This window comes from Stenotrophomonas sp. 610A2 (assembly GCF_030549615.1).
Taxonomy (GTDB): Bacteria; Pseudomonadota; Gammaproteobacteria; order Xanthomonadales; family Xanthomonadaceae; genus Stenotrophomonas; species Stenotrophomonas pigmentata.
On record NZ_CP130832.1, the window covers coordinates 1663228 to 1676302 of the forward strand.

Genomic DNA, 13075 nt, shown 5'->3' on the forward strand with positions numbered 1-13075 from the left:
TAGGGCTTACTCGCCGCGCAGGCGGTTCATGCGCGGCACCGAACGGCCCATCGGCATCTTCAGTTTGCCGATTGCTTCCAGCCGGCTTTCTGCGATGCGGTCGGCCGCGCGCTGCGGCGATACATCATCGCGCTCGGACTGGTCAAAGATCTTGCCTAGGTTGTGGTAGATGCTGCGGATCAGGCGCATCGCGCGCTCGCGGTTGTAGCCGTCGATCTCCAGTGACACGTTCATCACGCCACCGGCATTGACCGCATAGTCCGGTGCCCACAGCACGCCGCGCTTGTACAGCTCATCGCCAACCGCATGGCTGGCCAGCTGGTTGTTGGCGGTGCCGCAGATGACCTTGGCCTTGAGCCGCTCCAACGTACTCATGTCGATGGCGCCTTCCATCGCGCAGGGCGCGAAGACGTCGGCGGCGACGTCATAGATGGCATCGGGCTTGACCGCTTCACAGCCGTATTCAGTAACGGCCTTCTGCACCAATACCGGGTCCAGATCGGTGACGTAGAGCTTGGCACCGCGCTCGCGCAGCAATTTCACCAGTTCCATGCCGATATGGCCGAGGCCTTGCACGGCGATGCTGAGCTTGCCGATTTCCTCATGGCCGAACTTGCGCTTGACCGAGGCCATCAGCGCCTGCAGCGCGCCGTAGGCGGTGAACGGGGCCGGGTCGCCGGAGCCGCCATGGACCTGGTGCACGCCGGTGACATAACCGGTCTCCAGGTAGATGTTCTCCATGTCGTTGACGTCGGTGCCCACGTCCTCGGCGGTGATGTAGCGGCCGGCCAAGGCCTCGACCTGGCGGCCGAAGGCGCGGAACAGCACTTCGCTCTTGGCGGTGCGGGGGTCGCCGATGATCACTGCCTTGCCACCGCCCACATTCAGCCCGGCCAGGGCGTTCTTGTAGGTCATGGTGCGGCTCAGGCGCAGGACGTCGCGCAGCGCATCATCGGTGTTGGCGTAGGGGCGCATGCGCACCCCACCGAGGGCCGGGCCCAGGGTGGTGTTGTGGATGGCGATGATGGCTTTCAGGCCGGCATCGCGGTTCTGGCAGAACAGGACCTGCTCATGGCCGGAGGTCTCGAGGGTGTCGAACAGCATGCGGGCTCCGATGGCGTGTTTGCCACAACGTCAGTGATCGTGTGGCCAAATGGCTGGCCGGAAAACAAAAAATGCGACTTCGTCGGGGTGGTGACGGGTCGCGGATGCGCCATTCTAATCCATTCCCGTCAGGGGAATGTTCAGGCCGGGCTACCCGCCTTGGCCCCTCACTTTGCCGGAAACGGCGGCCGCCGTGCCCATCGATAGCGCAAACCCGCAAAAGGTCACGCTGCGCTGCAACCTGACCTGCGGGGGCGGCGGTTCTATGATTGGTTGCAATAGAAACCGGATGTTGCACGGCCATGAGTACCCCCGCCTCCCAGCTCCCGCAGACGCAGCCTGAAACCACCCCGCTGCGCTTCGTCACCGCCGCCAGCCTGTTCGATGGCCACGATGCGGCCATCAACATCATGCGCCGCCTGATCCAGGCGCAGGGCGCGGAGGTGATCCACCTCGGCCACAACCGCAGCGTGGAAGACGTGGTACGTGCCGCGCTGCAGGAAGACGCCGATGCGATCGCGCTGTCGTCCTACCAGGGCGGGCACGTGGAGTACTTCAAGTACATGGTCGACATGCTCAAGGAGCGTGGCGCTGGTCATATCAAGGTGTTCGGCGGTGGCGGCGGCACCATCACTCCCGAAGAAATCCGCGAGCTTCAAGCCTATGGGGTGGAGCGCATCTACCATCCCAACGACGGCATGAAGATGGGACTGGTGGAGATGATCGAGGACGTGGTGGCGCGCGCAGGCAAGGCCCGCGAAGACGCTGCCCGCGATGCGCATGCAGATGTGCCTTCGATCGACGATGAAATCGGCATCGGCCGGGTGCTGTCGCAGCTGGAGGACGGCAATCACGGTGAGACCGAGCTGGGCTTGCTGCGCAAGCAGTGGCAGCTGGCCTCAGGCAAGACGCCGGTCATCGGCATCACCGGCACCGGTGGCGCAGGCAAGTCGTCGGTTACCGACGAACTGCTCAATCGCTTCCTGGCCAGCTTCCCGCAGATGCGCATCGCAGTGATCTCGGTTGATCCGACCCGGCGTCGTACCGGCGGTGCGCTGCTGGGGGACCGCATCCGCATGAACTCGCTGCGTTCCAAGCGCGTCTACATGCGTTCGATGGCGACCCGTCGCCAGCATGCGGCGATCAATACGGTGCTGCGCGATTGCATCGGTTTCCTGAAGTCGCTGCACTTCGATCTGGTGATCGTCGAGACTGCCGGTATCGGCCAGAGTGACTCGGAGATCGTCGACCTGGTCGACTTCCCGATGTACGTGATGACCAGCGACTTCGGCGCCCCCAGCCAGCTGGAAAAGATCGACATGCTCGATTACGCCGAGCTGGTGGTGCTGAACAAGTTCGACAAGCGCGGCGCCGAAGATGCGCTGCGTGATGTGCGCAAGCAATGGAAGCGCAACCGCGTCGCCTTCACCATGAAGGACGAGGATGTGCCCGTGTATCCGACGATCGCCAGTCAGTTCAATGATCCGGGTATCAGCTGGATGTTTGTGAATCTGTGCAGATTGTTGGGTGACAAGCAAGATCAAAACCGGGGTCAGAGTCCGGTTTTGCTTGCAAAACCGGACTCTGACCCCGGTTTTGATCCCGGCATTAATCTTGCTCCCAACATCGACACCACCCTCAAAGAACCCCGCGCGACGGTGCTGATCCCAGGTGCCCGCGTGCGCTACCTCGCCGAGATCGCCGAGCAGGGCCGCGGTATCAACGCCCGCATCGAATCGCAGGCAGAAGTGGCCGAGCGTGCGCAGAGTCTTTGGCAGGCGCTGAAGGAGCTGGGTGATGCAGCGCAGCCGGGCGCCCTGGATCTGTATCCAGTTGACGCGCTCACTGACGCGGGCGTCGACAACAGCATCCGTACCCTGCGCCAGCGCTACAACGACGCGGTGCAGTCGCTGGACTCTGACGCGCTGCGCCTGCTGCGTGAGTGGCCGGCACGACTGAAGTCGATCACCGATCCGGTCAACGAATACCAGGTGCGCGGCAAGACCATCCGCGTCGAGAACTACCGCGAATCGCTAAGCCACCAGCAGATCCCGAAGATTGCCGCGCCCACCTACCGTAGCTGGGGCGAGCTGCTGGTGTTCCTGCAGAAGGAAAACCTGCCCGGTTCCTATCCGTATACCGGCGGTGTCTACCCGTACCGCCGCAGCGGCGAGGACCCGATCCGCATGTTTGCCGGTGAAGGCACGCCGGAGCGCACCAACCGCCGCTTCCACTACCTGAGTGTCGGCCAGCCGGCTGCGCGTCTGTCCACCGCCTTTGACAGCGTCACCCTGTATGGCGAAGACCCGGCGCCGCGCCCGGATATCTACGGCAAGATCGGTAATTCCGGCGTCAACATCCCCACGCTGGACGACATGAAGAAGCTGTATTCCGGCTTCGACCTGTGCGCGCCGACTACCTCGGTGTCGATGACCATCAACGGCCCGGCACCGATGATCCTGGCGATGTTCATGAACACTGCCGTTGACCAGCAGATCGAGAAGTATCTGCAGGAAGATGCCGCGCGCTGGGCTGAGGCCGAACAGAAGATCGCGGAACTCTTCGAAGGCCGCTCACGTCCGCAGTACCACGGCGAGCTGCCGCCCACCAATAATGGCCTGGGCCTGGCGCTGCTGGGCGTCACCGGTGACCAGCTGGTGGACGCCGAGACCTATGCGAGGATCAAGGCAGAAACCCTGTCCACGGTGCGCGGCACGGTGCAGGCCGACATCCTCAAGGAAGACCAGGCGCAGAACACCTGCATCTTCTCCACCGAGTTCGCGCTGCGGATGATGGGTGATATCCAGCAGTACTTTGTCGACCACAAGGTGCGCAACTTCTACTCGGTGTCGATCTCGGGCTACCACATTGCCGAGGCCGGTGCGAACCCGATCAGCCAGCTGGCTTTCACCCTGTCCAATGGCTTCACCATCGTCGAGTATTACCTCGCACGTGGGATGAAGATCGATGACTTCGCACCCAACCTGTCGTTCTTCTTCTCCAACGGCATGGACCCGGAGTACACGGTGATCGGCCGGGTTGCGCGGCGTATCTGGGCCCGCGCGATGCGTGAGCGTTACGGCGCCAACGAGCGCTCGCAGATGATGAAGTACCACATCCAGACCTCTGGTCGTTCGCTGCACGCGCAGGAGATCCAGTTCAACGATATCCGCACCACGCTGCAGGCGCTGTATGCGCTGTTCGACAACTGCAACAGCCTGCACACCAACGCTTACGACGAGGCGATCACCACGCCGACCGAAGAAAGCGTGCGCCGCGCGGTGGCGATCCAGATGATCATCAACAAGGAGTTGGGGCTGAACTTCTGCGAAAACCCGTGGCAGGGCAGCTTCATCGTCGACAAGCTCACCGACATTGTCGAAGAGGCGGTGTACAAGGAGTTTGAAGCGATCAGCGAGCGTGGTGGTGTGCTCGGCGCGATGGACACCATGTACCAGCGCGGCAAGATCCAGGAAGAGTCGCTGTACTACGAGCACAAGAAGCACGATGGCAGTCTGCCGCTGGTCGGCGTGAACATGTTCCTGCCCAAGGAGCATGCCGGCGAAGTGGCCACCGAGATCGAGCTGATCCGCTCGACCGAGGAGGAGAAGGGCCAGCAGATCGAGAACGTGCACACCTGGCAGCGCAACCGCAATGGCTTGGCGCCGGCGGGTGAGACTTCGCATTCGCATGAGATCGAAGGCGCGGCTTCGACGGATGAAGTGCACGATGGCCACGGTCTGGGCTACCTTCAGAAGACCGCACGTGATCGCCGCAATGTGTTTGAAGCGCTGATCGAGGCCGTGAAGACCCACAGCCTCGGCCAGATCAGCCACGCACTGTACGACGTGGGCGGCGAGTACCGCCGCAATATGTAAGTACCAGAGCTGTAGTGCCGAGCCATGCTCGGCAGGGGCCTTCCCGGTAAAGCCCCAGCCGAGCATGGCTCGGCTCTACAGTTGGAACTATCCCAGCCGAGCATGGCTCGGCTCTACGGTTGGAACCATCCCAGCCGAGCATGGCTCGGCTCTACAGGCGTCGCGGTGCGCTGTTACCCTTGGGCTGACATTCCGGTAACAGGTAGCAACATGGATCGACGTCGTTTCATCGGTGGTACGGCGCTGGCGGCGGCGGTGCCGCTGCTTGGCTTGCAGGGGGCGATGGCCGCCACCCGCGGGCAGTTGCTGGCCGCGGGCCTCAACAAGGGCGATACCGTTGGCCTGGTCAGTCCGTCCTCGGCCAGCAGCGAGCGACTCAGCCTGCAACTGGCGCGCGAGGCAATGGAAGCGCTGGGCTTTGTGGTCAAGACCGGCGCGCATTACGCCGCCCGCCATGGCCACCTGGCCGGCACCGATGCCGAGCGTGCCGGCGATCTCAATGCCATGTTCGGCGACAAGCAGGTCAAGGCAATCATCTGCGTGCGCGGCGGCTCCGGTGCAGCACGGCTGTTGCCGCTGCTCGATTACGACCGCATCCGCGCCAATCCCAAAGTGCTGCTCGGCTACTCCGACATCACCGCGCTGCATTGCGCGATCCAGGCCAAGACCGGGCTGGTCACCTTTCACGGCCAGATCGGTGCTGGAAGCTGGAATCGCTTCAACGTCGATCAGTTCGAGCGCGTGTTCTTCAAGCGCGAGCTGATGCAGTACCAGAACCGCAGCGAAAGCGACGACGAACTGGTGCCGCGCGACAACCGCACGCTGACCATCCGAGGTGGAAAGGCGCAAGGAGAACTGATCGGTGGCAACCTGACCGTGCTCACCGCACTCGCTGGCTCGCCTTATCTGCCGGATTTCACTGGCAAGATCCTGTTCCTGGAAGACGTGGCCGAAGCGCCTTACCGCATCGATCGCATGTTCAGTACCTTGAAGCTGATGGGGGCGCTGGACAAGATTGCCGGCTTCATCTTCGGCGAGTGTACCGATTGCTCGCCGGGCGACGGCTATGGCTCGCTGACCCTGGACCAGATCTTCGACGACTACATCCTGCCGCTGAAGATCCCGGCCTACCGCGGCGCGATGATCGGCCACATCAAGGAGCAGTTCATCGTGCCGGTCGGCGGCAGAGTCGAAATGGATGCCGATGCCGGGACCTTCCGGCTGCTGGCGCCGGTGCTGACCGGCGCGTGAGGCGCGCGACGACGTGGCGGTCGGCCGTCACGTCGTCACTGCGCGAGGCTTATTCTTCTTCGTCGCCTTGCGCGTCTTCGTCCTGATCTTCATCCTCGGGCGACAACCACCAGGCATGACCGTCTTCGCGCACCGGCTGCGGACACTCGCGGGTTTCGATGGCGTCCAGATGACGACCGGCATTGCCTGCGGCCCAGTCTTTCAACAGTTTCTCGACCGACAGCCGGCTCTGCGCGGCAATCCCGAGATTGCGTTCGTGCTGCCATTGCGCTTCGCCTTCTTCTTTCGCTTCCTGGGCATGGCTGTGCGGCGCACCGTAGCTGCAACGCAGGCAGTAGTGGCGGATGCTGCGGGTCCAGTCTTCGGCGTAGCCGATGCCCGGTGCACTTGCGCGTAGCAGCGCGTCGATATCTTCGGCGCTGTCCGCGCGCACGAACACCACGAAGGTCTGGAACCCGGACGGCTCCAGTCGCTCCAGCTCGTTGAACACATGCACCTCGCGCTCGCCATCGAAGCGTGAGCCAGTGGGTGCACCGTCGTGCAGCACGATGTCGCCAAAGCGGTGGCCGCTTTCCGGTAGTGGCACGTTGAGGATGCTCGCCCGTACCGGATCAATGCGGCGCATGAACACCGTTTCGCCACCATTCCACGGATTCAGGCGCACAACAGCGACGCCGAAATTGGCATCGATCGGGCCGTCACCTTCGGGCAGCGTGATATCGCAAGCAGCCCACAGTTTGCGCACCGTCGCCCACTGGCCAAGACCCGTTGCGGCGATGGCAGCGTTCCAATGCTGGGCCTGGCTGAATTCCTCCGCCAGCTCGATCGCCTGCAGGTTGTCACGCAAGGAGCCGGCCCATTCCATCTGGTACTTCAAGGTCAGGCCGCGCATGTAGTGATAGAACGGGTTGTCGGGGTGTTGCTGCAGCAACAGATCAAAGTTCTGCGTGGCGGCTTTCAATTCGCCTTCATCGACGGCGAGGTAAGCGCGGTTATGGATGGCTTCAAGGTCTGGCTGTTCGGCGGTCATTGCGGGTAGCGATGTCTGGGTGCATGGATGATCGCATGCGGGCTCCAGGGAAGGCATGTGAGACACAGGTAAGCGGCGGCGGATCCATGCTTTAACGGCTGGATAACGGAATTGTTGCCAGCATTGCCATCAACGCGCGGTCGTCGGCCCGAAGGAGGCGTATCGTGCGCAGCTTGTTCTCATCCATGGTTTGCTGGAGCAATGCAATGAACGTTGAAGGCATGAAGTACGCGGCATTGGTGGCGGCAATGGCGCTGGCACTGGCAGGGTGCGGGAAGCCGACAACGCCCGATGGTGCAGCTACAGTGGCGCCTCCAGCAGCGACGCCGGCAACGGACGACCTGCCGGAAGCCACCCAGCAGCCGCTCAAGGTGGACGTGTTCAACCCCGGTGCGGATGCCATCTTCGCGGTGTCCTCGGAACTGCTGACCGGTGCCAGCGATGCGGTACTTGTCGATGCGCAGTTCTCAACTGCCGATGCGGCCAAGCTGGTCGAGCTGGTCAAGGCCTCCGGCAAGAAGCTGACCACGATCTACATCAGCCACGGTGATCCGGACTACTACTTCGGTCTGGAGACCCTGCACGCCGCCTTCCCTGACGCGAAGATCCTGGCCACGCCGCAGACCATCGCGCATATCCAGGCCAGCAAGGACGACAAGCTGAAGGTATGGGGGCCGCAATTGGGGGCCAACGCACCCAAACAGCTGCTGGTGCCTGCGCCGCTTCAGGGCGACAGCCTGCAACTGGAAGGACAGGAGCTGAAGGTGATCGGGTTGGACGGGGCCAGCCCGCAGCGCACTGCTTTGTGGGTGCCCTCGATCAGGACGGTGATGGGCGGGGTACTGGTGGACGCCGGCTCGCATGTGTTCATGGCCGATACGCAGACGCCGCAGTCACACCAGGCTTGGCTGGCCGCGTTGCAGCAGATCAAGGATCTGGCACCGGCGCGGGTGATTCCCGGCCACTTCGTGCAGGGCGCACCGCAGGACCTGGCGGCGGTTGATTTCACCGCCAGTTACATCCGTGCCTTCGATGAAGAAGCGGCCAAGGCCAAGGATTCGGCGGCACTGATTGCGGCGATGAAGCAGCGCTATCCTGATCTGGAAGGCGAGGCCTCACTGGAACTCAGCGCCAAGGTCGCCAAGGGCGAGATGGCCTGGAAGTAAGACCCAAGCCAGTTGCCGGGACACTTGATGTTGATGGTGTTCCTTCAAGATCTGAAGGAACACCGCAGCTGATGGCATTGATTGTCAGGCAGGGCACAGTGCCTGCGAGCGCCGAAAAACGCTGGTTCACGCTGTCCGCAGCAAGGCGGCTCAGGAGCCAGCAAGCCGTTTTTTTGCCTTGGCGGCATACATGGCAGTGTCAGCATGGCGCAGCAGCGCATCGGCGTCGCTGCCATCGGCAGGGAAGCAGGCCACGCCCACGCTTGCGTCTATCTGCGGGGTATCGCTGCCCAGGCTCTGCAACAGGGACAGCCGTGCGCGCAGCGCCGAGGCAATATTGAGCGCATGGTCGGGGCTGGCACAGGCAGGCAGCACGGCGACGAATTCATCGCCGCCAACGCGGGCGATCAGGTCGTTCTGGCGCAGGCCGTCGCGCAGTTGGCGGGCGGCGTCACGCAGCAGGCGATCACCGGCTTCATGCCCATAGCGGTCGTTGGCGGCCTTGAACCCATCCAGATCGATGTACAGCAGGGCCAGACCCTCGCCACTGCGCGTCGCGCGCTCAAGCGCGGCTTCCAGCTCGCGGCGCAAATGGTAGCGGTTGGGCAGGCCGGTAAGCGCGTCGTGGCTGGCCAGGTGTTCGAGCTGCCGTTCGATGCCGCGCAAGGCGGTCACTTCGTGGCCGACGCCGATGCGGATGCCATATTCCGGTAGCCATTTGGCTGACCATTGGATGTCGACCACGCTGCCATCCTTGCGGATGTAACGGTTACGGAAGTTCGAGCGCGGTCGGCCCGCCATCACATCCAGTGCCGACTGCTCGGTGGCGGCGCGGTCCTCCGGGTGCACCAGATCCATGATCTGGCGGCCTACGGCCTCGGCGGGCGTATAGCCGAAGATGGTCTCGAATGCGGCATTGACCATCAATAGTTCGCCATCCGGGGCAACCATGCAGACCGCATCGGGGAGCAGGTCCAGGACTTCACCAAGCAGCGGCAACTTGAAGGGCATGTGCAAACACGACAAATACGAAGGCTGGGATTATGCCGGTTCCAGATTACAGCGTATGTCGGGGAGCGTCCCACGCAGGCACTGGCTTGTGTGGGCCAGAAAGGGAGGGCGGAAGGCGCCGTCGGCCAAGCTGTCCGAGGTGCGTGGCCGGCGATGCCAGCCAGTAGCAGGGGCGGCAAATGCTGGCAGGCGCCGGGACGAGGAGGGCGGGCGCCGGAAGCGCCGCTACTGCCAATTGTGGTCGGCCGGGCCTTGCCGCATGCTCGGCGCATGGACCTGAACAGCTTCCTGCAATCCGCGCTCTCGCTAGACGGCATGGTTGGCCACGCCAGCTACCTGTTGTTGATCCTGTCGATGCTGATGACACGGATGATGTGGTTGCGCGCCCTTGCGGTGGCGTCGGGGCTGCTCAGCATCAGCTATTCGGTGATGATTGCCGATTACGTCAGTGCCACCTGGGAGGTCATCTTCGTGGCGGTCAACGTGGGCCAGCTGTCCTTGCAGGCCTACCGCAATCGCATCACTCACTTCACCGCCGAGGAGCGCAGCTTCCGCGAGGCGGTACTGCCCTTGGTGGAACCGGCGCAGGCACGGCGGGTTCTCGATCTGGGGCAGTGGTGTGAGGCCGGGGTAGGCGAGGTGCTGATCCGCCATGGCGAACAGGCCAGCCACATGTTGTTCATCGCCAGCGGTGAGCTGGCGGTGACGGTGAACGAGGCCGTGGTCGGCTGGTGCGGGGCCGGCGCACTGTCCGGGGAGATCAGCGTGCTGACCGACATGCCGGCGACCGCGACCGTGATCACCGCCAAGCCGACCCGCTACCTGGCACTGGAGCGGCACGCGCTGCGGCAGTTGATGGCGCGCGAGCCCGAGATCGAACATGCCATCGACCAGTGCTTCCGCAAGGACATGCGGCTGAAGCTGGCCGCAGCCAACCAGGCCATGGCCGAGGCGGGTATCCGGGTTGAGGTGGTGCAGACCAGCCTGCAATAGACAAGGCCTTGGGTAGCCGGTCGCCGAGGCCGGAGCTTGCGAAATGCCAGTGATTTCCGTGACTTGGCTGATGTTTCAGCGGCCTTTTTCGGTTCAGGATGAATCCTGAAGCGCCGGTTTTGCTACCCTGTGCTTCTTTGGTTTTTGGGGTCGCTCCCCACGGTTACTCCATGGTGTGGTTGCGTGTAGCTCTGATTCTCCCGTTGATCGCGATCAATACGCTGGCCCATTGCCTGCCGTTGTTCGTGGTAGCGCTGTTCAAGGCGGTGTTGCCGCTGAAGTCGGTGCGTCGGGCCTGCAATCCGCTGTTAACCGGGTTGGCGGAAAGCTGGATCGCAGTCAATAGCGCGATGATCCATGCGTTCACCGCAACCCGTTTCACCGTCAGTGGCACCGAGGGCTTGGACCGCGACGGGCACTATCTGGTGCTGGCAAACCACCAGAGCTGGGTGGATATCCTGGTGTTGCAGAAGGTATTCAATCGGCGCATCCCGCTGCTGCGCTTCTTCCTCAAGCGTTCGCTGTTCTGGGTGCCGGTGCTGGGCCTGGCCTGGTGGGCGTTGGATTTCCCGTTCATGGGCCGCTACAACCGCAAGCAGATCGCCAAGAACCCCGAGTTGGGGCGGCGCGACATGGAAGTGACGCGCAAGGCCTGCGAGAAGTTCGCCAGCATCCCGGTGTCGGTGATGAATTTCGTCGAAGGCACCCGTTTCACTGCAGCCAAACACGCATCGCAGGCGTCGCCGTTCAAGCACCTGCTCAAGCCCAAGTCCGGAGGTGTTGCCTTCGTGCTGGATGCGATGGGCAAGGGCCTGCATGCCTTGCTGGACGTGACCATTGTCTATCCGAAGGGCATTCCTTCGATGATGGACCTGATGGCCAACCGCCTGCCGGAGGTGAAGGTGCTGGTGCGCAAGCTGCCGATCCCCGCCGAGTTCATCGGTCGCAACTACCAGGACGACCGCAACTTCCGCGCGCAGTTCCAGCAATGGATGAATGGCCTGTGGCAGCAGAAGGATGAGGACATCGCCCGTCTGCTCGAAAGCAAGGCCTGATCACCGCCATCGTTGAAAACAAAGGCCCCTGACGGGGCCTTTGTTGCTTTACATGGTGCTGGATCGGTCAGCGATAAACCCGTTCGCAGCGGGTCTCGACCACGCGCTGGCCGTTGCGCTCCTGGTTGCGGCCCTGCACGTTGCGGCCGACAAGACCGCCGGCTACCGCGCCGCCGACCGTAGCCAGCTTGCGGCCATTGCCCTTGCCGACCTGGTTGCCGAGCAGGCCACCGACAACGGCGCCGGTGGCGGTGCCGGCAACTCGGTTCTGGTCGCGCGCGTTGTTCGCAACTTCCACCTTGTTGCAGACCACGCGGCTGCCATCGTTGAAACGGCGGCCTTCATCGCGGGGGCCATAGGTTTGTGCGTTGGCGCCGGCGGAGAGAAGCATTGCACTCGCGGCAACGGCCGAGGCCAGGGTGATATGAAGCTTGCCCATGTCGGTACTCCTGTTATTGGCAGCGCAGCTTTGCGCCAATGTGTGTTCAGCCTGCACCCACGCAATGAAACTCGAGGTGAAAAGCGCCCGGCGCGATTGAACCTGCGTTCATGCAATGCGCCGCGCAGCCTGAAGCTTCCTCGGCTTGGGTGTACAGTGCGCGCCATCCTCCGTATTGAAGAGATCTGCGCATGAGCATTGATGCCGCTTTCTATCCCATTGGTACCCCCGGTAAGCCATGGGGCGCGCAGGAGCGCGCGCAGTGGCTGGACCAGCAGCAGGTGCAGCGCAGCTATGTAGATGAGGTGGTGAAAAAAATCGATGCGCTGCGCGAGTGCTTCGATGTCACCCAGTACGGCGAACTGGACTACCCGTCGGGTCGCTATCCACTGTTTGCCATCCGTAGTCGCAACTGGGATGAGGCCTTGCCGGTGATGTTGGTTACCGGTGGCGTGCATGGCTACGAAACCAGCGGTGTGCAGGGTGCCTTGCAGTTCGTCGACCAGTGCGCCGCCAGCTATGCAGGGCGCTGCAACCTGCTGGTCGCGCCCTGTGTCAGTCCGTGGGGTTATGAGCGTATCCAGCGTTGGAATGCATTGGCGCTGGATCCGAACCGCTCTTTCGTGGACAACAGCCCGGCACAGGAATCTGCCGCGCTAATGGCCCTGGTTGCGCCTTTGCACGGGCGCGTGCTGATGCATATCGATCTGCACGAAACCACCGACACCGACGAAACCGAATTCCGTCCGGCGCTGGCCGCACGTGACGGCAAGCCGTTCGAGCCGGGCGAGATTCCGGATGGCTTCTACCTGGTGGATGACACCGAGAACCGCCAGCCGCAGTTCCAGCAGGCGGTGAATGCGGAAGTCGCCAAGGTCACCCACCTGGCACCGGCCGACCAGCGTGGCGAGATCATTGGTTCGACGGTGGTGGCAGAGGGCGTCATCGAGTATCCGCTGAAGGCGCTGGGCCTGTGCGCCAGCGTCAGCGGTGCGCGTTACACGACCACCACCGAAGTTTATCCGGACAGCCCCAAGGCGACGCCGCAGCAGTGCAATGATGCGCAGGTGGCGGCTGTAACCGGCGCTTTGGATTACGCGTTGGCGCATGGCTGAAGTTTCGCGTCCGCAGGATTGAGCAAAGCCCAC

The 13075-nt window shown here is 62.9% G+C and carries 10 protein-coding genes; 6 read left to right on the forward strand and 4 right to left on the reverse strand.

The annotated features are described in order from the left end of the window. Positions 1–6: 6 nt before the first annotated feature. Positions 7–1104, reverse strand: coding sequence for a Glu/Leu/Phe/Val dehydrogenase dimerization domain-containing protein (locus Q5Z11_RS07495; protein ID WP_303749410.1), 1098 nt, complete (start codon positions 1102–1104; stop codon positions 7–9). A 302-nt stretch (positions 1105–1406) separates the two neighbouring features. Between Q5Z11_RS07495 and Q5Z11_RS07500 the strand changes: the two genes are divergently transcribed. Together Q5Z11_RS07500 and Q5Z11_RS07505 are read left to right on the forward strand one after the other, a co-directional pair. Beyond that, the gene (locus tag Q5Z11_RS07500; protein ID WP_303749411.1) at positions 1407–4982 is read left to right on the forward strand and encodes a methylmalonyl-CoA mutase family protein; all 3576 of its coding nucleotides are present in this window, start codon (positions 1407–1409) and stop codon (positions 4980–4982) included. A 210-nt stretch (positions 4983–5192) separates the two neighbouring features. Beyond that, on the forward strand, positions 5193–6233 hold the full coding sequence (locus tag Q5Z11_RS07505) for a S66 peptidase family protein (RefSeq protein ID WP_303749412.1): 1041 nt from the start codon (positions 5193–5195) through the stop codon (positions 6231–6233). Between the two features lie 49 nt (positions 6234–6282). On the opposite strand, the gene Q5Z11_RS07510 is transcribed toward Q5Z11_RS07505, so the two are convergent. Beyond that, positions 6283–7263: a tetratricopeptide repeat protein gene (locus tag Q5Z11_RS07510; protein WP_303749413.1), complete on the reverse strand. Its 981-nt coding sequence runs from the start codon at positions 7261–7263 to the stop codon at positions 6283–6285. Between the two features lie 221 nt (positions 7264–7484). Here Q5Z11_RS07510 and Q5Z11_RS07515 point away from each other — a divergent pair, with 221 nt between their 5' ends. Next, complete coding sequence (locus Q5Z11_RS07515; RefSeq protein WP_303749991.1) at positions 7485–8429, forward strand: MBL fold metallo-hydrolase; 945 nt, start codon at positions 7485–7487, stop codon at positions 8427–8429. A 150-nt stretch (positions 8430–8579) separates the two neighbouring features. Here Q5Z11_RS07515 and Q5Z11_RS07520 read toward each other — a convergent pair whose 3' ends face one another. Continuing rightward, positions 8580–9440 carry a sensor domain-containing diguanylate cyclase gene (locus tag Q5Z11_RS07520; RefSeq protein WP_303749414.1) on the reverse strand — a complete coding sequence of 287 codons (861 nt, stop codon included), beginning with the start codon at positions 9438–9440 and terminating at the stop codon, positions 8580–8582. Positions 9441–9710: 270 nt separating this feature from the next. Here Q5Z11_RS07520 and Q5Z11_RS07525 point away from each other — a divergent pair, with 270 nt between their 5' ends. Further along, entirely contained in the window at positions 9711–10433 is a 723-nt protein-coding gene (locus Q5Z11_RS07525; RefSeq protein WP_303749415.1) for a Crp/Fnr family transcriptional regulator, read from the forward strand. 170 nt (positions 10434–10603) lie between these two features. Next, on the forward strand, positions 10604–11488 hold the full coding sequence (locus Q5Z11_RS07530) for an acyltransferase (RefSeq protein ID WP_303749416.1): 885 nt from the start codon (positions 10604–10606) through the stop codon (positions 11486–11488). 67 nt (positions 11489–11555) lie between these two features. On the opposite strand, the gene Q5Z11_RS07535 is transcribed toward Q5Z11_RS07530, so the two are convergent. Then, positions 11556–11879, reverse strand: a complete 324-nt coding sequence (locus Q5Z11_RS07535; protein WP_405051683.1) for a glycine zipper 2TM domain-containing protein — start codon at positions 11877–11879, stop codon at positions 11556–11558. A 239-nt stretch (positions 11880–12118) separates the two neighbouring features. Between Q5Z11_RS07535 and Q5Z11_RS07540 the strand changes: the two genes are divergently transcribed. Then, positions 12119–13042, forward strand: coding sequence for a M14 family metallopeptidase (locus Q5Z11_RS07540; RefSeq protein WP_303749418.1), 924 nt, complete (start codon positions 12119–12121; stop codon positions 13040–13042). Positions 13043–13075 lie beyond the last annotated feature (33 nt).